Below are 18,632 nucleotides of genomic sequence, written 5' to 3' on the forward strand. Positions count from 1 at the left end.
CCCAACACCCCCCCTCCCCCCCCCCCCCCCCCCCCCCCCCCCCCCCCCCCCCCCCCGCGCCCCCCCCCCCCCCCCCCCCCGCAGCCCTCGGAGGGCGACGGGATCAGCGGATGGCGAAGCCCTCGTAGCCGCCGCGCGGTGTGTCCCAGATCTCGGTGACACCGTCCACGCGCCCGGGCGTGTCGCCGCCCCGGAGCCAGCCGAGCAGCCCTTCGCAGCGCTCGCGGGAGCCCTCGGCGACCACCTGGACCCGGCCGTCCCCCAGATTGAGGGCAAAGCCACTGAGGCCGCCGATCTCCAGGGCCCTGGCCCGGGTGAACCAGCGGAAACCCACACCTTGGACACGTCCCCGCACCCAGGCGACCAGTCGCACGTCGTCGCTCATGGGGGCAACCTAACCGGTCAATGTCCCCGGGGGCACTTCCTCCCCGGGCCCCATGCGGTACCGTCCCGACCCATGAATCTCATATGAAACTCACTTGATGGTGTGAGTTTCGTGTCGATCATGTTTCGCGCGGGTCGCGAGGACGAGTCGACCGCAAGGACGAGGAAGGCCAGGACATGGGACGCCACCGACGCTCCGCCGCCGGCCGCGCCGCCACGGGCCGCGCCACGGAGATCGCCCACGACGACGGCTCCTACGGCGGGGACCGGAATCCGCTGAGTGCCCGCACGGACGGCCCGCCCACGATGGGCATCGCCCCGTACCTGAACCCCGAGGCGTACGCCGGGACGTACGCGAAGAGCGAGGCGTACCTCTTCGGGACGGCCGGCGGGACCGACGCCCTGGACACCGCCGCCCTCGCCGGCGACGGTTTCGCGGGCGGCTCCGTCAGCGCCCCCTTCCCGGACGGCGGCTTCCCCGACGACCGCACCCCGGACGACGGCTTCCCGGACGACGGCTTCGCGGGCGGCACCTTCCCGGGCGGTCCCTTCGCGGACGACCGCACCCCGGACGACGGTTTCACGCCCGAAGCAGGCGCCCGGCGCGCGGGCGGGCACCGGCGCCGGAAGAAGAAGAACCCGGCACCGGTCCGCACCGGTCTGCTCGGCGTCTCCGCCGCGGTGGCCCTCGGCACGGTCGCGGTGGCCACGGGTACGGTGCCCGGCCTCGAGAACTACAAGCTCGGCGGCGACGCCACCCCCGGCGAGGAGGTGCAGGCCGGGGACCTGGCGACCAACCTGCCCAGCGAGCAGGGCGGTACGTCCGGCAGCGTCCAGCCCCCGAGCCGTGACGCCGGCGCCCCGGCGAGCCGCGACTTCGGACGATCGGTCTCCCCCGAGCCGTCGGAACCGGTCTCCGCCCCGACCGCCGCGCCGACGAAGACGCCGGAGCAGCAGGCACCGGAGAAGAAGGCTCCCGCGGCCACTCCGAGCGAGAAGCCGGAGAGGACGCCGCCCCGCGAGGCCGAACCGGAGCCGGAGAGGAAACCGGGCAGGTCGGTGGCCACGCCGGCGGAGGCCGCCGCCGGGGCCCAGGTCCTCAAGCTGGTCAACGAGGAGCGGGCCAAGGTGGGCTGCAGCCCCGTCACCGCGGACGGCGCGCTGGCGGGCCTGGCCACCGCGTTCAGCAAGGACATGGCCCAGCGGGGCTTCTTCGACCACACGACCCCCGACGGCGACACACCGTGGGACCGGGCCAAGGCGGCCGGCGTCAACGGCCTCGGCGGCGAGAACATAGCCCGCGGCCAGGCCGACGCCGAGGCCGTCATGCAGGCCTGGATGGACAGCCCCGGCCACCGGGCGAACATACTGAACTGCGACTTCAGGACGCTGGGCGTGGGCGTCCACTTCGGGCCGGGCGGCCCGTGGTGGACACAGAACTTCGGCTACTGAGCCATCCGCGGACCGGGGAGCCGTTCCCGTCCGCCGGGCCGTCCTCCGCCGGTCCCTTGCCCTGGGGGGCGCGGTCCACGGCGGCCCGGGTGCTCGCTGAGACCCTGACGCGCTCCCCCGCGTCCGGGGCACCGGGGCGTGGAAGTGCCCGCACTGCACGAGGCCGTGCGGCCGGGGGCGCCGGTCCCGGCCGGTGGACGGCGCCCCGTCGAGCCCTCCGCGTCAACCAGCGCGGGTGAGCGAGGAGTTCGCCGACGGCTTCCGGGAAGTGCCGAGGAAGCGGTGCTGATCACGCGCAGGGCGCGAGAGGCCCTCGCCCTCCCGGGACCGTCCGACGAGGACGCTCACCCTCGGTCAGCGCAATCTGCTGGTCAGCACTGCTCTGAAGTAGGCTGGGACCATGACGACCACGCAGCGGTGCCCCGAGGATCAGGGCCTCCCCTTCAACGTGTTCGCCAAGGCCTGCCCCTCCCGCGGCACCCTGGAGCACGTGACCGGGCGCTGGGGCTCACTGACGCTCGGCGCGCTGTACGAGGGGTCGCTCCGGTTCAACGAGCTGCGCCGCCGGGTCGACGGCGTGAGCGAGAAGATGCTGTCCCAGACGCTGCACGCGCTGGAGCGCGACGGTCTGGTGCACCGGGAGGCACAGCTCACCAACCCGCCCCGCGTGGACTACGAACTCACCCCGCTGGGCCGTGAGGCCGCGCGGCGCCTGCTGTCCCTCATCCGCTTCGTGGAGGGCAGCATGGACACGGTGCTCGAGGCGCGCGAGCGCTACGACGCCGGGCGCGGTGCCCGCTGACACCTCGGGCAGAAGTAGCTGGACCGGTTCATCCACGGCCGCCTGCGCACCGGCGTGCCGCAGCGGCGGCAGGGCAGGCCCTCGCGGCCGTAGGCGTCCAGGGACCGGTCGAAGTAGCCCGACTCGCCGTTGACGTTGACGTAGAGGCTGTCGAAGCTGGTGCCGCCGGCCGCGAGGGCCGCGTTCATGACGTCCCGGACGTGACCCAGCAGGAGCAGGGTGCGCGGGCGGGTGAGACCGGCCGTGGGGCGCTCGTAGTGGATGCGGGCGCGCCACAGCGCCTCGTCGGCGTAGATGTTGCCCACACCGCTGATCAGTGACTGGTCGAGCAGGGCCCGCTTGACGGTGGTCCGCTTGCGGCGCAGCGCCCGGTGGAAGGCCTCGTCGTCGAAGAGCGGGTCGAGCGGGTCGCGGGCGATGTGCGCGATGACGTCCGGCAGGCCGTCGGGGGTGGTGTCGTGCAGCGACAGGCCGCCGAAGGTGCGCTGGTCGACGAAGCGGAGTTCGGTGCGCGCCTCGTCCGCGAAGCGGATCCGGATGCGCAGGTGCTTCTCGTCCGGCGCGTCGTGCGGCTGGACGAGGAGCTGGCCGCTCATGCCGAGGTGGGCCAGGACCGACTGGTCCGTGTCCTCCAGCGGCAGCCAGAGGTACTTGCCGCGGCGGCTGGGGGTGCCGACGCGGTGGCCCTTGAGGCGGTGTGCGAAGTCGTCGGCGCCGGCGAGGTGGCGGCGCACCGCGCGCGGGTGCAGCACCTCGGCCTCGGCGACGGTGCGGTGGGCGACCCACCGCTGGAGTCCGCGCCGTACGACCTCGACCTCGGGCAGTTCGGGCATGGTTCACCCCTCCAGGGGCCGGTGTGGGAACACCGAGCGCCCGCCCCGGGTCGGGACGGGCGCTCGGGACGTGCTGTCGGTCAGGCGGAGGCCGACGAGGTGTCGGCGCTCGTGCCGGCGGCCCGTGCCTCGGCGACCCGGACGGCCTCCTCGGCCTCGGCCGCCGCCTTGGCCCGCTCGTCCGCCGCGCCCTTGATGGAGCGCCAGGCGGACTCGGCGGCCTGCTGCTCCGCCTCCTTCTTGCTGCGGCCGGTGCCGGTGCCGTACGAGACGCCTCCGACGCGGGCGGCAGCAGTGAAGGTCTTCTCGTGGTCGGGGCCGGTCTCCGTGACCAGGTACTCGGGGACACCGAGCCCTTCGGTCGCGGTGAGCTCCTGGAGACTGGTCTTCCAGTCCAGGCCGGCACCGAGGTTGGAGGACTTCTCGATCAGCGGGTCGAACAGGCGGTGCACCAGCTCCGCCGCCGAGTCCAGACCCTGGTCGAGGTAGACCGCGCCGATCACCGCTTCGAGGGTGTCGGCGAGGATGGACGCCTTGTCCCGGCCGCCCGTGCCCTCTTCACCGCGGCCGAGCCGGATGAAGGAACCCAGGTCGAGGCCGCGGCCCACCTCCGCCAGCGCACGCGAGTTGACCACCGCGGCCCGCAGCTTGGCCAGCTGGCCCTCGGGCAGGTCGGGGTGGGCGCGGTACAGCGTGTCCGTGACGACGAGGCCGAGCACGGAGTCCCCGAGGAACTCCAGCCGCTCGTTCGTCGGCAGGCCGCCGTTCTCGTACGCGTAGGAACGGTGGGTCAGCGCACGCACCAGAAGGGCGGACTCGACCTTGTAGCCGAGCCGCCCTTCCAGAAGCGTGTGGGACGAGGCCTGCTTGTCCGCCGGAACACCCCCGCGTCGGCGGGGACTGCTGGTTTCGGCTTCTTCCGCCTTTTTGGCAGTGGACACAGTGCCTCTCACCAGCCGCTCAGACCTCGAGGACCTGGCGCTTGTTGTAAGTGCCGCACGACGGGCACGCGATGTGCTGCTGCCTGGGCTCGTGGCAGCGCTCGCACGCAACCAGGGTGGGGACCGCAGCCTTCCACTGCGACCGGCGGTGGCGCGTGTTGCTGCGCGACATCTTCCGCTTCGGAACAGCCACGGCTACTTCTCCTGCTTCTCGTCGACGCCCGGTTCGGCGCCGCTCATCTCGTCCTTCTCGCCGTCCTTCATGGTGTCGGCGAGTCCCTGCAATGCCGCCCAACGGATGTCGACGGCGTCATGGTGGTGGTCCGGGTCGTCGGCGAGCCGTGCTCCGCACTCGGAGCACAGACCCGGGCAGTCTTCCCGGCACACCGGCTGCATCGGCAGTGCGAGCACCACCGCGTCGCGCAGCACGGGTTCGAGGTCGATCAGGCCGTCCTCGACGAAGAACCTGTCCTCGTCCTCCTCGGCGTCGTCGCCCGGTTCCGCGATCACGCGGCCCCGGTCGTCGGCGTCAGGGTACGAGAACATCTCCTGGAAGTCCGCTTCGAGTTCCAGCTCGAGCGGCTCCAGACACCTTACGCACTCCCCCTCGGCCGTCGCACGGGCGGTGCCTGTGACGAGCACACCTTCCATGACCGACTCGAGCCGGAGTTCCAGCTCCACCGGGGCGCCTTCCGGCACTCCGACGACCCCCTTGATACCGAAGTCCCCGGGGGCGTCGACCGTACGGGTCAGGCGCTGCAGCGCACCGGGCCGCCGACCCAGCTCGTGCGTGTCGAGCACAAGGGGGTTGCGGTGGTCGAGGCGGGCGTTCAGAACCATTCCTGCTTTCGGTCTCGGAACTCGGGGGGACGCTGCCCTCCGGGGTTTCCCGTACGTCCGGGCAGCGGTGGTCACGGACGTCCCCGTCATCGACATGAGCGCACGCGCGACCGAAGAGCCAGAATACTGGACCTTTCGCTCTCGGCCCAATCCGGGTCCCCGGCGGACGGTCAGCCGTTGCCGCGGCCCTGTTCGTAGGCCCGCAGCTGTTCGGCGCTGATCATGCTCGTGTCGAAGAGGCTGGTCTCGTCGAGGGCGGGCCGGTCCTGCTGGGGGACGTATCCCTGCGGGTCCCGGCCGGGGTCGTACGCCGGCTGCTGCGGGGCGTCGTAGCCCTGGTAGGCGGCGTACGGGTCGGCCTGCTGGACGGGGACGCCTCCCGCCGGATCGTAGCCGGAGGCGGGTGGGTAGGCGTCCTGCCCGCCGCCGTACTGCTGCTGGTAACCGCCGTACGGATCCGGCTGCGGATAGCCGTAGTCCGGCTGCTGCGGGGCGTAGTCAGGCTGCGGGGCGTAGTCCGGCTGCGGGGGGACCTGCTGCGGGGAGGCCTGCGCGGGCTGCCGGGACGGCGGTGCCGGGGCGTCCGCGATCGCCGCGAGGTCGGCGAGGTAGTCGGCGTCGCTGGAGTGCTGCACGGTCGTGGGGTCGTCGGCGAGGGCACCGAGGTCGTCGGTGGCGATCCGGCCGTGCAGTTTCTGGCGGCCCCGGCCGACCGCCTCCAGGGTCTTGGCGAGGACCGCCTCGAAGGCGCCGAGCTTGGCGTCGACGTACTCGTCGGCGGTGCGGCGCAGGGTCTCCGGGTCGTGGCTGCGCTCGGGGGCGTCCTCGTCCTCGTAGCCCTGCTCGTCCAGGCCGGGGCCGGTGCCGAGCAGCTTCTCGCGGCCGCGGCCGACCGAGCCGAGGGTCTTGGTGAGGACGACCTCGAAGTTGGCGAGCTTGGAGTCGACGTAGTCGTCGGCCTCCGCGCGGATCTCCTCGGCCTCCTTGCGGGCCTCGGCGAGGATGCGGTCGGCCTCCGCCTGGGAGCGGCGGGCGACCTCGGTGCCGGCGATCAGGGAGCCGCGCTCGGCGCGGGCGCTCTCGATGATCCGCTCGGCCTCCTGCCGGGCCTGCTCGACCATCTGCTCCCGGTCGCCGATGAGTTCCTGGGCCTGGGCGAGGGAGCCGGGCAGCGCCGCGCGCACCTCGTCGAGCATCGAGAGCAGTTCGGCGCGGTTGACCACGCACGAGGCCGACATGGGCATCGACCGGGCACTGGAGACCGCGGCGACGATCTCGTCGAGCTTCTTCTGCACGTCCACCGTGTGCTCGCCACTCTCTACAGCTGTGTTGGAGACGGACGGGACGACTGTACGACCCCGGGGGGTCCGCGGGACACCGGCCGGGCGCTCCGCCGGCCGGCGGGGTGTCCGGGCGCCGGCGGCCCGCGGCCTCAGTCCTTGCGCAGGCGTTCGGTGAGGGCGGTCAGGACCTCCGCCGGCACCAGGTGGGAGACGTCGCCGCCCCAGGCCGCGACCTCCTTGACGAGCGAGGAGGACAGGAAGCTGTAGGTGGGGTTGGTGGGGACGAAGAGGGTCTCCACGCCCGAGAGGCCGTTGTTCATCTGGGCCATCTGCAGCTCGTAGTCGAAGTCGCTGACGGCGCGCAGGCCCTTGACGATGGCGGGGATGTCGCGTTCCTTGCAGAAGTCGACGAGGAGGCCGTGGAAGGACTCGACGCGCACGTTCCCGTACTCGGCGGTGACCCGGCGGATCAGGTCGATCCGCTCCTCGATCTCGAACAGGCCCTTCTTGGACTGGTTGATCATCACCGCGACGTAGACCTCGTCGTACAGCCGGGAGGCCCGGGCGATGATGTCGAGATGTCCGTTGGTGATCGGGTCGAACGACCCGGGGCATACGGCGCGGCGCACTTGTGATCCCTCGCTCTCCGGTCCGGTCATCGTGCGTCTTCGCACGTAGAGGCGGCGCGACCGTACCAAAACGTCCCCTCGCCGTAGCGGCGGGCCCGGATCGCGTCGAAGCCGGGCGGCCACCCGAACGTGCCGCCTCTGGTGCTGCGCTCCACGGTGACGAGGGCGTCTTCCGCGAGCCAGCCCCCCGAACGGAGTGTGAGAAGGATCTCGCGGAGATCGTCGTCCGAGACGGCGTAGGGAGGGTCCAGGAACACGAGGCCGTACGGTTCGCCCGGCGGTGCCGCGCGGATGACCTGTTCCGCCTTGCCCGGCCGGATCTCGGCGCCGGGGAGTCCGAGCGACCTGACGTTCTCCCGGAGCGTGCGCACGGCCCTGGCGTCGGTCTCGACGAGCAGGGCGTGACCGGCGCCCCGGGACAGGGCCTCCAGGCCGACGGCTCCGGACCCGGCGTACAGGTCGAGGACGCGCTCGCCGTCCAGCGGGCCGCCGAGCAGCGCCTGCCAGGTGGAGAACAGGCCCTCGCGCGCGCGGTCGGAGGTGGGGCGGGTGCCGTTGCCCGGCGGGACGGCCAGGCGGCGTCCGCCGGCCGCGCCGGCGATCACGCGGGTCATCTCGGGTCCTCGTTCGTGGGGTGGTGACGGGTCCAGTCTCGCAGGCGGACGGCGGGGGCGGCGCGCCGGTGGCGGCGGGTCCGCCCCTGCGCACGGCGCCGGCCTCAGCCCTTCTCCAAGTACTGCTCCCTCTCCTCGTCCAGGAGGACGTCCAGCGCCGTGCGCAGGGCCGGCAGGCGCTCCAGTTCCGGGTCGGCGGCGACGACCGCGGTGGCCTCCCGGCGGGCCTCGGCGATGACCTCCTCGTCGTCGATGACCGCGAGCATGCGCAGGCTGGACCGGGTGCCGGACTGGGCCTGGCCCAACACGTCGCCCTCACGGCGCTGTTCGAGGTCGATCCGGGAGAGTTCGAAGCCGTCGAGGGTGGCGGCCACCGCGTTCAGCCGCTGCCGGGCCGCGCTCGCCTCGGGCATCTCGGTGACCAGCAGGCACAGGCCGGGGGCGGAGCCGCGGCCGACGCGGCCGCGCAGCTGGTGGAGCTGGGAGACGCCGAAGCGGTCGGCGTCCATGATCACCATCGCGGTGGCGTTCGGGACGTTGACCCCGACCTCGATGACGGTCGTGGCGACCAGGACGTCGGTCTCGCCGGCGGCGAAGCGGCGCATGACCGCGTCCTTGTCGTCGGGCTGCATCCTGCCGTGCAGGACCTCGATCCGCAGGCCCCGCAGGGGACCCTTCGCGAGCTGGTCGGCCACGTCGAGGACGGCGAGGGGCGGGCGCTTCTCGGCCTCGTCCCCGGGGGACGCCGGCTTCTTGCGGCCGGTCCCCTTCGGGTCGTCCTCCTCGTCGCCGATGCGCGGGCAGACCACGTACGCCTGGTGGCCGCCGGCCACCTCCTCGCGCACCCGCTCCCAGGCGCGGGCGAGGAAGTGGGGCTTGTCGGCGGCGGGGACGACGTGGCTGGCGATCGGCGAGCGCCCGGCCGGGAGCTGGTCCAGGACGGAGGTCTCCAGGTCGCCGAAGACGGTCATGGCGACCGTGCGCGGAATGGGCGTGGCGGTCATGACGAGCAGGTGCGGCGGCTGCTTGCCCTTGCCGCGCAGGGCGTCGCGCTGCTCCACCCCGAACCGGTGCTGTTCGTCGACCACGACCAGGCCCAGGTCGTGGAACTGCACCTTGTCCTCGATCAGCGCGTGGGTGCCGATGACGATGCCGGCCTCGCCGGTGGCCAGGTCCAGCAGGGCGTGGCGCCGCGCGGCCGCGCCCATGGAGCCGGTGAGCAGCACCACCTTGGTGGCGTTCTCCGCTCCCCCGAGCATCCCCCCCTCGGCGAGCTCGCCCATCATCTGGGTGATCGACCGGTGGTGCTGCTGGGCGAGCACCTCGGTGGGCGCGAGCATCGCCGCCTGCCCTCCGGCGTCGACGACGGCGAGCATGGCGCGCAGGGCGACCATCGTCTTCCCGGACCCGACCTCGCCCTGGAGCAGCCGGTGCATCGGGTGCTCGGTCGCGAGGTCGGCGAAGATCTCCTCGGAGACCTTCCGCTGGCCCTCGGTGAGGGTGAAGGGGAGGCGGTCGTCGAAGGCGGCGAGGAGGCCGTCCGGCCCGGGCCTGCGGGCGACGGCGGGGAGCTGGGCGTCGGCGTGCCGGCGGCGGGCGAGGGCGACCTGCAGGACGAAGGCCTCGTCCCACTTGAGGCGGGCGCGGGCGTCCTCGACGTCCGCCTTGGTCTGCGGGCGGTGGATCTTCAGCAGGGCCTCGGGGAGGGGGACCAGCCCGCGGCCGGCGCGCAGGGACTTCGGGAGCGGGTCGACGGCCTCCCGGGCGCTGGGCAGGACCGTCTGGATCGCCTTGCCGATCTTCCAGGACTCCAGCTTGGCCGTGGCGGGGTAGATCGGGATGAGGGCGCCGGCCCAGCTCTCGACCGTCTCCGCCGCGCCGTCGCCGTCGCCGCGCAGCAGCTCGTAGGCGGGGTGGGCGAGCTGGAGGCGGCGGTTGAAGACGGAGACCTTGCCCGCGAACAGCGCGCGGGTGCCCGGCAGGAGTTCCTTGTGGGGCTTGTGGACGCCGGCGCCGAAGAAGACCAGCCGGAGCCGGCCGCTGCCGTCCGTGATGGTCACCTCCAGGCGCTGGCCCTTGCCGCGCGGGGCCTTGGCGGAGGCGAAGGTGTGCAGGCGGGCCTCGGCGACCTGGGCGACCACCGTGACGTGCTCGTCCATGGGGAGGTCGGCGAGGTGGGTGAGCTGTCCCCGCTCCTCGTACCGGCGCGGGTAGTGGTGGAGGAGGTCGCCGACGGTGTGCAGGCCGAGGTGCTCGGCCATCACCTTCGCGGTGGCGGGGCCGAGCACTTTCTTCAGTGGTTCTTCCAGTGCGGGCACGGGGTCCATTGCACACCACGGCTCTGACAACGCGGTGGTGGCGGGGTCGGCTCCCCCGGGAGGTCCCGGGAAACACCCGGTCGGGCGGCCGGGGTCACTCCACCCCGATCAGCAGCAGCGCGCCCTGCCGGCCGCCGTGGTACACCACCGTGTCGACGGCGAGGTAGCCCTCGCGGACCCGGGCCTCCAGGTGGCCGGCGACGTCCTCGGGGGTCCCGTCGCCGAGGACCAGGGTGACCATCTCGCCGCCGGCCGCGAGCATGCGGTCGAGGACGGCCCCGGCGACGGCCGTGAGGTCCTGCCCGATCACGGCCACGTCCCCGTCGATGAGGCCGAGGACGTCCCCGGCCTGGCAGATGCCGGCCATGGTCCAGGACCGGTGCTCGGCGACGGTGACCTCGGCGTACCGGGTCGCGCCCGCCGCCGAGGTCATCGCCACCACGTCCTCGTCGAAGCGGCGCCCCGGCTCGTGCACCGCGAGCGCCGCGATGCCCTGGACCGCGGAGCGGGTCGGGATGAGCGCCACCCGGACGCCCTCGGACCGGGCCTGCTCGGCCGCGGCGGCGGCGGTGTGGCGCAGGTCCGCGTCGTTGGGCAGCAGCACCACCTCGCGCGCGTGCGCCCGCCGTACGGCCTGGACGAGCTCCCCGCTGGCGGGCGGCTCCCCGGGGCGCGCGAGCACGGTGGTCGCACCGGCCTCGGCGTACAGCCCGGCCAGTCCCTCGCCGGGCACCACGGCCACGACGGCCCGCTGCGCGCGCTCCCGGGGCGACCGCCCGGCTCCCGTGGTGTGCACGTCCCCGGCGCCGAAGTGGGTGATGCGGATCCGGTACGGCCGCCCGGCCTCGACGCCGGCCTCGACGGCCGCGCCCGCGTCGTCGACGTGCACGTGGACGTTCCACAGCCCGTCGCCGCCGACCACGACGAGCGAGTCCCCCAGCCCGTCGAGCCGTTCCCGCAGCCGCGCCACGGCCGCGTCGTCGGCCTCCAGGAGGTAGATCACCTCGAAGGCGGGCCCGCCGTCCCCCGGTACGGTCCCCCCGTCGGCGCACTCACCGGGCCCGGTGGCGCCCCGGACGAGACCCCCGCGCGCCTCCCCGCACGCGTGGTCCCCCCCGGCGCGCCCCGCGTCCCCGCGGTCCGCCGCCGCGGCGGTCACCGCCCGCGGCGCCTGCCCGGTGAACGTCTCCACCAGTGCCGCGAGCACCGCCACCAGCCCCCTGCCGCCCGCGTCCACCACTCCCGCGCGCCGCAGGACCGCCAGCTGGCCCGGCGTCGCGGCGAGGGCCGTGCGGGCGCCCTCGTAGGCCGCCCGTGCCACCGCCCCGCAGTCGCCCTCCGCGCCGCCGGCCGCCTCGGCGGCCGCCGAGGCGACGGTGAGGACCGTGCCCTCGGCGGGGTGGGCGACGGCCCGGCGCGCGGAGTCGGCCGCGTGCCTCAGGGCGAGCCGCAGCCCCTGCCCGTCGGCGTGGGCCGCGGTCTCCTCCCCGGCCAGCACCTGGGCCATCCCGCGCAGCAGCTGCGCCAGGATCGTCCCGGAGTTCCCCCGGGCGCCGATCAGCGCCCCGTGCGCCATCGCCCGTACCGCGTCGGCCAGCGTCGGCCCCCCGCCCGCGCCGCCCGGATTCCCGCCGGGACGCGCGGTGCCCCCCGCCTCGTGCCCCGCGAACACCGCCTCGACCGCCGCGGCCGCCGACTCGACGGTCAGGTAGAGGTTGGTGCCGGTGTCCCCGTCCGCCACGGGATAGACGTTGATCGCGTCGATCTCCTCGCGCGCCCGTCCCAGCGCCTCCAGCGCGAGACCGCACCAGGCACGCACCGCGAGAGCATCGAAGAACGTCTGCGGCACCTGCGCCACCTGCGCCTCCCTGAGCTGCTGGACGTGGCACGCAGCGTAGACCTTGGGACCCCGCCCGCCCGAGGAGGGCCGGGGCCGGCCCCGGAGGCGCCATGGTAGTTTCGTCCTACGGCTGCAGCCGTTGTATGCTGCTCCGGTTGCCCGATCCGATCGGGCCTCTCACCTGGCAGCGCCACTCGGTTCCACAGGGCTCCTCGAGCCCGGTCCCCGGATCCCGGCATGCCGGGATCAACCGTAAGTGCATCTGAAGTCTTTGGAGTGACCCGTGGCTGCCAACTGCGACGTCTGCGGCAAGGGGCCGGGCTTCGGCAACAACATCTCGCACTCGCACCGCCGTACGCCCCGCCGCTGGAACCCGAACATCCAGCGCGTGCGTACCGTGGTCGGCGGGACGCCGAAGCGCGTGAACGCTTGCACCTCGTGCATCAAGGCCGGCAAGGTCTCGCGCTGACGCTTCCGCTGAGCGCGCGGCCACAACCGGTTTCGCCGCATCGAGCCGGTCCACCTCGGGTGGACCGGCTTTTTGCCGTGCCCCGGCGGCCGTCCGCGGCCCGCGCGGGGCGCGGGCCGGGTCCGGCCGCCGTCCTCCCGGGACACCGGCCGGCCCCCGCCGCCTCCCCGGGGCGTCAGCCGGTACCGGCCGTCCCGCCACGGGCCCGATGCCCGAGTTCCCAGCCGTGGTCCACCGGCCCGATGCCGCCGCCCAGGGCGAACCCGGCCGCGATCGCCCCGGTCACGTAGTCCTTGGCCGCCGTCACCGCCTCCGGCACCGACCGCCCCTTCGCCAGCTGGGACGCGATCGCCGACGCGAGCGTGCAGCCCGTGCCGTGGGTGTGCCGGTTGTCGTGCCGCCGGGCGCGCAGCCAGTGCTCCTGCGAGCCGTCCGTCAGCAGGTCGACGGCCTGCTCCGCGCCCGCCGCGAGGTGACCTCCCTTGATCACCACCCAGCGGGGTCCGAACGCCAGCACCGCCTCGGCCGCCCGGCGCATGCCGGACTCCGACTCGACCCGCAGGCCGGTGAGTTGCGCCACCTCGTCCAGGTTCGGCGTGGCCACGGTCGCCACCGGCAGCAGCCTGGTCCGCACCGAGTCCAGCGCGGAGGGGGCCAGCAGCGGATCCCCGTGCTTGGAGACCCCCACCGGGTCGACGACCGCCGGCGCGTCCGTACCGGCGATCAAGTCGGCCACGGCCTCGACGAGTTCCGCGGAGGCCAGCATGCCGGTCTTGACCGCCTGCACGCCGATGTCGTCGACGACACTGCGGTACTGGGCCCGCACCGCCTCCACCGGAAGCTCCCAGGCGCCCTGCACGCCGAGGGAGTTCTGCGCGGTCACCGCGGTCAGCACGCTCATGCCGTGCACACCGAGCGCGAGCATCGTCTTCAGGTCGGCCTGGACGCCGGCGCCGCCGCCCGAGTCGGAGCCGGCCACGGTGAGCACCCTGGGCGGGGCGTTCCGGTCGCTCATGACTCGATGTCCCCGAAGTGGTCCCAGCCGCCCTGGGTCGTCCAGGGCGCCCCGTCGACCGTCACCTGGGGCAGCGCCGAGGGGTTGAGCACCTCGCCGATGACCTTCCAGCGGGCGGGCAGCTTCACGTCCGGCGGGAAGGTGGCCACGATCGCGTGGTCCTCTCCCCCGGTGAGCACCCACTGCATGGGATCGACGCCCACCGCCTGACCGATGTCGTTCATCTGCGAGGGGATGTCGATCGCCCCGGAGCGGATGTCGATGCGCACCTTGCTGGCCACCGCGATGTGCCCGAGGTCGGCGATCAGTCCGTCGCTCACGTCGCACATCGCGGTGGCGCCCAGTCCGGCCGCGGCCGGACCCGCGTGGTACGGCGGTTCGGGGCGCCGGTGCGCCTCGACGAAGGCGCGCGGCGAGCGGAAACCGCGGGAGAGCACCGCGTGCCCGGCCGCGGACCAGCCGAGCCAGCCGGTCACCGCGACGAGGTCACCGGGCTGCGCGCCGGCCCGGGTCACCGGTTCCTGGTTGCGCAGGTCGCCGAGCGCGGTGATCGACACCGTGATCGTGTCGCCGCGCACGACGTCGCCGCCGACGACCGCGGCACCCGCGACCTGGCACTCGTCGCGCAGGCCGTCCATCAGCTCCGAGGGCCAGGTGACGGGCAGTTCCGCCGGGACGACCAGCCCGAGCAGCAGCGCGGTCGGCACGGCTCCCATGGCGGCGATGTCGGCGAGGTTCTGCGCGGCGGCCTTGCGGCCGACGTCGTAGGCCGTGGACCAGTCGCGGCGGAAGTGCCGGCCCTCCACCAGGATGTCGGTGCTGGCCACGACCCTGCGGTCGGGCGCGGCGACCACCGCGGCGTCGTCGCCGGGGCCGACCCGGACCGCGGGGGTGGTGGTGAGACGGGAGGTGAGCTCCCTGATGAGCCCGAACTCCCCGAGCTCACCAACAGTGCCCTTCATTGCCCTTGCTCCCCTTCTGTCCCTGTCCCTGTGCCCGACCGTGCCCGGTCGCGAGCCGTCCGTGCGCTCGCTACGGTCGAGGTGACCGTCAACTTCTCTCGTGTCCGGACCCCGGCGCGCAAGGCCCGGTTTCCGCAGATCTCCCCGTGGCGAGCGGCGACGCGATACCGTGGCGTTCCTTTTCCCCACACGATCCTCGTGGCCGCCCTGGAGGTTCCGTGGTACAGGCGTACATCCTGATCCAGACGGAGGTCGGCAAGGCGTCGACCGTCGCCGATCTGATCGGCAAGATCCCTGGAGTCGTCCAGGCCGAGGACGTGACCGGACCGTACGACGTGATCGTGCGCGCCCAGGCCGACACCGTCGACGACCTGGGCCGGATGGTGGTGGCGAAGGTCCAGCAGGTGGACGGGATCACCCGTACCCTGACCTGCCCGGTCGTCCATCTGTAGCCCCCCGTCCGCCCTGTGCCGGTGGACTCCTTCCGTCCCCGGCGCACCGCCCTGCCCCGCCCCCGCGGTGCCGTTCGCCGCCGCGGGCCGCTCCTCGGCGGACGACAGCGCGTCCGCGGCGGTTCCCGGTCCGGGTCCGAAGGCCGCCGAGCCGTGCCGCCCCGGGCGAAGCTTCCGCGGGCGACGGCGGGCGGTGGGAGCCGCGACGCTCCGGACCCGCGCCCGAACCGGCCACGGGCCGGGGCGGCGTGGCGATCATACTGCGGTGCGGGGCCGCACGGCCGCCGGAGACGACCGTCCCGGCACCGGGCCGGCGACGTCGGCCCGGACGCGGTGCCGCGCGGTGCCGGGCCGGCCGGCGAAGAGCACCGGGGAGGGCGGCCGGCGGCGGGCGCCGGCGGGCGAGGGCCCGGGCAGCCCGGACGGCCGGCGGGCGGGCCGGTGCGCGTGCGGACCTCCCGCTCACCGGCCGGGAGCGGTCCCTCCCGAAGCGGCAGGGTCCCCGCGGCCCGGGTGCGGGCCTGGTCCGTGACGGGTCAGCGCAGTCCGGTCGGGCGCCGCAGCGCCGCCTGCACCAGCCGGTCCACCAGTTCCGGGTAGTCGATGCCGGTGGCCCGCCACATCTGCGGGTACATCGAGATGGGCGTGAAGCCGGGCATCGTGTTGATCTCGTTGATGACGAAGTCGCCGTCCTCGGTGAGGAAGAAGTCCGCGCGGACCAGTCCCTCGCAGGAGGCCGCCTCGAACGCCTCCACCGCGAGCCGGCGCACCTCGGCCGTCTCCTCCTCGGTCAGCGGCGCGGGCACGATGCCGGGCGTGGAGTCGATGTACTTGGCCTCGAAGTCGTAGTACGCGTGGGCGTCGGGCGGCGGGATCTCGGCGGGCACCGAGGCGCGCGGGCCGTCCTCGAACTCCAGCACCCCGCACTCGATCTCACGGCCGCGCAGCGCCGCCTCGACGAGGATCTTCGGGTCGTGGCGCCGGGCCTCGGCGATCGCCTCCTCCAGACCGGAGAGGTCGTCGACCTTGGTGATGCCGATCGACGAGCCGGCCCGGGCGGGCTTCACGAACAGCGGCCAGCCGTGCTCGCCGGCGAAGTCGACGATCCGCCTGCGGGCGGCGGACTCGTCCTGCCGCCACTCGCGCGGCCGGATCACCAGGTACGGGCCGACCTTGAGCCCGAAGGAGGTGAACACCCGCTTCATGTACTCCTTGTCCTGGCCGACGGCCGAGGCGAGCACGCCCGAGCCGACGTAGGGGACGCCGGAGAGCTCCAGCAGGCCCTGGAGGGTGCCGTCCTCGCCGTAGGGGCCGTGCAGCACCGGGAAGACCACGTCGACCTCACCGAGCGCCTTGGGCACCGAACCGGGCTCGCTGTAGACGACTTCGCGGTTGGCGGGGTCCACGGGGAGCACCACGCCGCCCTCCGCCGACTCGGCGAGCTGGTCGACGCTGGGGGTGCGCCGATCGGTGATCGCCATGCGCTCCGGCTCGTCGGCCGTGAGAGCCCAGCGGCCGTCCGCGGTGATGCCGATCGGCAGGACGTCGTACTTGGCCCGGTCGATGGCCTTGAGGACGGCTCCGGCGGTGACCACGGAGATGCCGTGTTCGGAGCTGCGCCCGCCGAACACGACGGCCACACGCGGCTTGCGCGGCGGCTGCTCGGGGCTCTGGGGGAGGTTCTCGGTGCTCATATCGCGACGAGAGTACCCGGTGGCAGGGCCGGGAGACAGCGCCCGCAACGCCGGGTGCGGGCCGGACGGAGGAGGCCGTCGCTCAGCGTCGTTCGGGCTTCGCGCTGCGCGACATCAGCTCCTCGAGGGCGACCGCGGGCGGCTTGCCCTCGTGCACGATGCCGACGACCGTCTCGGTGATCGGCATGTCGACGCCGTGCCGGCGGGCCAGATCCAGCACCGACTCGCAGGACTTGACGCCCTCGGCGGTCTGCCGGGTGACCGCGATGGTCTCCTCGAGGGTCATGCCCTTGCCGAGGTTGGTGCCGAAGGTGTGGTTGCGCGACAGCGGCGACGAGCAGGTGGCCACCAGGTCGCCCAGTCCCGCCAGTCCGGAGAAGGTCAGCGGGTCGGCGCCCAGTGCCGCGCCGAGCCGGGTGGTCTCGGCGAGGCCGCGGGTGATGAGCGAGCCCTTGGCGTTGTCGCCGAGCCCCATGCCGTCCGCGATGCCGACGGCCAGCCCGATCACGTTCTTCACGGCGCCGCCCAGTTCGCAGCCGACGACGTCGGTGTTGGTGTACGGCCGGAAGTACGGCGTGTGGCAGGCGGTCTGGAGCCGCCGGGCGACGCCCTCGTCGGCGCAGGCGACCACGGCGGCGGCCGGCATGCGGGCGGCGATCTCGCGGGCCAGGTTGGGTCCGGTGACCACGGCGACGCGGTCGGCGCCCACCCCGGCGACGTCCTCGATCACCTCGCTCATGCGCATGGCGGAGCCGAGTTCGACGCCCTTCATCAGCGACACCAGGACCGTGCCGGGGGCGAGCAGCGGCGCCCACGCGGCGAGGTTGCCGCGCAGCGTCTGCGAGGGGACGGCGAGGACGGTGAAGTCGGCGCCGTGCGCGGCCTCGGCGGCGTCCGCCGTGGCCCGCAGGTTCTTCGGGAGCTCGACGCCCGGCAGGTAGTCGGGGTTGGTGCGGGTGGAGTTGACCGCCTCGGCGAGTTCGGGGCGCCGTCCCCACAGCACGACGTCGCAGCCCGCGTCGGCGAGGACCATGCCGAAGGCCGTGCCCCACGACCCGGTGCCGAAGACGGCCGCCTTGACCGGCTTGCTCACGTTCCCAGCCCCTCTTCCCGTACGCCGGCCCTGCTCCGCGCCTGTTCCGTCTCCGCCGCCCCCGGCGACCGGTCCTCCGGCGGCCGGGTGCCGCGCCGTCCCGCCCGCTGCCGCTGCGCCCGGGTCCGGTGGCTCTGTTCGATGCGCTCGCGGCGCGGGTCGTAGGGCGTCCCGGGGGCCTTCTCGCCGCGGATCTCCTCCAACTGGCGGGTGACGGCCGCCATGATCGCCTCGGTCGCCTCCTTGAGCAGTTCCGGGGTCATCTCCCGGTCGTAGAAGCGGTCCAGGTCCACCGGCGGGCCGGCCAGGACCCGGTGGGTCTTGCGCGGCAGGAGGCGCGGCTTCCTGGCGTACGGCGGCAGCACCTCGTTGGCGCCCCACTGGGCGACCGGGATCACCGGGCACTTGGTCTGCAGGGCGACGCGCGCGGCACCGGTCTTGCCCGTCATGGGCCAGCCGTCCGGGTCGCGGGTGAGGGTGCCCTCGGGGTAGAAGGCGACGCATTCACCGCGCTCCACGGCGTCGATCGCCGCGCGGAAGGCGCTGAGCGCGTCCGTGCTCTCGCGGTAGACGGGGATCTGCCCGGTGCCGCGCATCGCGGCGCCGACGAATCCCTTTTTGAAAAGACCGCTCTTCGCCAGAAATCGCGGGACACGTCCGGTGTTGTACTGAAAGTGCGCGTAAGCGAGAGGATCGATGTGCGAATTGTGGTTCACCGCGGTGATAAAGCCGCCCTCGGCCGGAATGTTCTCCATTCCACGCCAGTCCCGCTTGAGCAGAACCACCAGCGGCGGTTTGCAGATCACCGCGGCGAAGCGGTACCAGAAGCCGATTCTGCGGCGCGGCACAAGGACACCTTCCTCTTGGTCCTGTCTTTCGTATCACCCCGGGGCCACGGGCTCGGGCCGGAGGCCGGACGGGCCGCACAAGTGTCGCCCCGGGCCGCCGGTCTGTCGAGAACACCGTACGCCCGCCCTTCTCCGGTCATCCTCCCGCGAGGGGCTTCACCCC

At 73.6% G+C, this 18,632-nt stretch carries 19 protein-coding genes; 4 read left to right on the forward strand and 15 right to left on the reverse strand.

Going from position 1 to position 18,632, the window contains the following annotated elements; genetic code table 11:
• Nucleotides 1-103: 103 nt before the first annotated feature.
• Complete coding sequence (locus tag ACZ56B_RS24975) at nucleotides 104-385, reverse strand: acylphosphatase (RefSeq protein WP_468794822.1); 282 nt, start codon at nucleotides 383-385, stop codon at nucleotides 104-106.
• Nucleotides 386-561: 176 nt separating this feature from the next.
• Here ACZ56B_RS24975 and ACZ56B_RS24980 point away from each other — a divergent pair, with 176 nt between their 5' ends.
• Both ACZ56B_RS24980 and ACZ56B_RS24985 read left to right on the forward strand, forming a co-directional pair.
• Nucleotides 562-1,836, forward strand: coding sequence for a CAP domain-containing protein (locus tag ACZ56B_RS24980; protein ID WP_468794825.1), 1,275 nt, complete (start codon nucleotides 562-564; stop codon nucleotides 1,834-1,836).
• A gap of 400 nt (nucleotides 1,837-2,236) precedes the next feature.
• Nucleotides 2,237-2,638 (forward strand): winged helix-turn-helix transcriptional regulator, encoded by a 402-nt coding sequence (locus ACZ56B_RS24985; RefSeq protein WP_468794828.1) that lies wholly within the window; start codon nucleotides 2,237-2,239, stop codon nucleotides 2,636-2,638.
• Here ACZ56B_RS24985 and mutM read toward each other — a convergent pair.
• The 9 genes from mutM to ACZ56B_RS25030 all read right to left on the reverse strand — a co-directional run bounded on the left by mutM (nucleotide 2,611) and on the right by ACZ56B_RS25030 (nucleotide 11,954).
• Nucleotides 2,611-3,471 (reverse strand): bifunctional DNA-formamidopyrimidine glycosylase/DNA-(apurinic or apyrimidinic site) lyase, encoded by an 861-nt coding sequence (mutM, locus tag ACZ56B_RS24990; RefSeq protein WP_468794831.1) that lies wholly within the window; start codon nucleotides 3,469-3,471, stop codon nucleotides 2,611-2,613. The genes ACZ56B_RS24985 and mutM overlap by 28 nt on opposite strands.
• Before the next feature lie 80 nt (nucleotides 3,472-3,551).
• Nucleotides 3,552-4,424, reverse strand: a complete 873-nt coding sequence (gene rnc / locus ACZ56B_RS24995) for a ribonuclease III (protein ID WP_468794834.1) — start codon at nucleotides 4,422-4,424, stop codon at nucleotides 3,552-3,554.
• 7 nt (nucleotides 4,425-4,431) lie between these two features.
• Entirely contained in the window at nucleotides 4,432-4,605 is a 174-nt protein-coding gene (rpmF, locus tag ACZ56B_RS25000) for a 50S ribosomal protein L32 (RefSeq protein ID WP_106412252.1), read from the reverse strand.
• A 2-nt stretch (nucleotides 4,606-4,607) separates the two neighbouring features.
• Complete coding sequence (locus tag ACZ56B_RS25005; RefSeq protein ID WP_468794838.1) at nucleotides 4,608-5,252, reverse strand: YceD family protein; 645 nt, start codon at nucleotides 5,250-5,252, stop codon at nucleotides 4,608-4,610.
• Nucleotides 5,253-5,422: 170 nt separating this feature from the next.
• A complete protein-coding gene (locus tag ACZ56B_RS25010) occupies nucleotides 5,423-6,553 on the reverse strand; it encodes an ATP synthase F0 subunit B (protein WP_468794841.1) in 1,131 nt (376 codons plus the stop codon).
• A gap of 131 nt (nucleotides 6,554-6,684) precedes the next feature.
• On the reverse strand, nucleotides 6,685-7,164 hold the full coding sequence (gene coaD, locus ACZ56B_RS25015; RefSeq protein ID WP_468794844.1) for a pantetheine-phosphate adenylyltransferase: 480 nt from the start codon (nucleotides 7,162-7,164) through the stop codon (nucleotides 6,685-6,687).
• 26 nt (nucleotides 7,165-7,190) lie between these two features.
• Nucleotides 7,191-7,778: a 16S rRNA (guanine(966)-N(2))-methyltransferase RsmD gene (gene rsmD, locus ACZ56B_RS25020; RefSeq protein WP_468794847.1), complete on the reverse strand. Its 588-nt coding sequence runs from the start codon at nucleotides 7,776-7,778 to the stop codon at nucleotides 7,191-7,193.
• Nucleotides 7,779-7,882: 104 nt separating this feature from the next.
• Entirely contained in the window at nucleotides 7,883-10,105 is a 2,223-nt protein-coding gene (gene recG, locus ACZ56B_RS25025; protein WP_468794850.1) for an ATP-dependent DNA helicase RecG, read from the reverse strand.
• An 85-nt stretch (nucleotides 10,106-10,190) separates the two neighbouring features.
• Nucleotides 10,191-11,954 (reverse strand): DAK2 domain-containing protein, encoded by a 1,764-nt coding sequence (locus tag ACZ56B_RS25030; protein WP_468794853.1) that lies wholly within the window; start codon nucleotides 11,952-11,954, stop codon nucleotides 10,191-10,193.
• 265 nt (nucleotides 11,955-12,219) lie between these two features.
• Here ACZ56B_RS25030 and rpmB point away from each other — a divergent pair, with 265 nt between their 5' ends.
• Nucleotides 12,220-12,405: a 50S ribosomal protein L28 gene (gene rpmB, locus ACZ56B_RS25035; protein WP_004924906.1), complete on the forward strand. Its 186-nt coding sequence runs from the start codon at nucleotides 12,220-12,222 to the stop codon at nucleotides 12,403-12,405.
• A 175-nt stretch (nucleotides 12,406-12,580) separates the two neighbouring features.
• Here rpmB and thiD read toward each other — a convergent pair whose 3' ends face one another.
• Nucleotides 12,581-13,420: a bifunctional hydroxymethylpyrimidine kinase/phosphomethylpyrimidine kinase gene (gene thiD, locus ACZ56B_RS25040; protein ID WP_468794857.1), complete on the reverse strand. Its 840-nt coding sequence runs from the start codon at nucleotides 13,418-13,420 to the stop codon at nucleotides 12,581-12,583.
• A complete protein-coding gene (locus ACZ56B_RS25045; RefSeq protein ID WP_468794860.1) occupies nucleotides 13,417-14,382 on the reverse strand; it encodes a thiamine-phosphate kinase in 966 nt (321 codons plus the stop codon). Before ACZ56B_RS25045 ends, thiD begins: the two co-directional genes overlap by 4 nt.
• 218 nt (nucleotides 14,383-14,600) lie before the next feature.
• Here ACZ56B_RS25045 and ACZ56B_RS25050 point away from each other — a divergent pair, with 218 nt between their 5' ends.
• Nucleotides 14,601-14,834, forward strand: a complete 234-nt coding sequence (locus ACZ56B_RS25050) for an Lrp/AsnC family transcriptional regulator (protein WP_004983019.1) — start codon at nucleotides 14,601-14,603, stop codon at nucleotides 14,832-14,834.
• 536 nt (nucleotides 14,835-15,370) lie between these two features.
• Here the strand turns inward: ACZ56B_RS25050 and ACZ56B_RS25055 are convergent.
• The 3 genes from ACZ56B_RS25055 to ACZ56B_RS25065 all read right to left on the reverse strand — a co-directional run bounded on the left by ACZ56B_RS25055 (nucleotide 15,371) and on the right by ACZ56B_RS25065 (nucleotide 18,469).
• Entirely contained in the window at nucleotides 15,371-16,528 is a 1,158-nt protein-coding gene (locus tag ACZ56B_RS25055) for a D-alanine--D-alanine ligase family protein (protein WP_468794863.1), read from the reverse strand.
• Nucleotides 16,529-16,610: 82 nt separating this feature from the next.
• Nucleotides 16,611-17,621, reverse strand: a complete 1,011-nt coding sequence (locus ACZ56B_RS25060) for an NAD(P)H-dependent glycerol-3-phosphate dehydrogenase (protein WP_468794866.1) — start codon at nucleotides 17,619-17,621, stop codon at nucleotides 16,611-16,613.
• A complete protein-coding gene (locus ACZ56B_RS25065; RefSeq protein ID WP_468794869.1) occupies nucleotides 17,618-18,469 on the reverse strand; it encodes a lysophospholipid acyltransferase family protein in 852 nt (283 codons plus the stop codon). The genes ACZ56B_RS25060 and ACZ56B_RS25065 overlap by 4 nt, the downstream gene beginning before the upstream one ends.
• Between the last annotated feature and the right edge of the window lie 163 nt (nucleotides 18,470-18,632).

This window comes from Streptomyces sp. NPDC034670, from assembly GCF_055574875.1.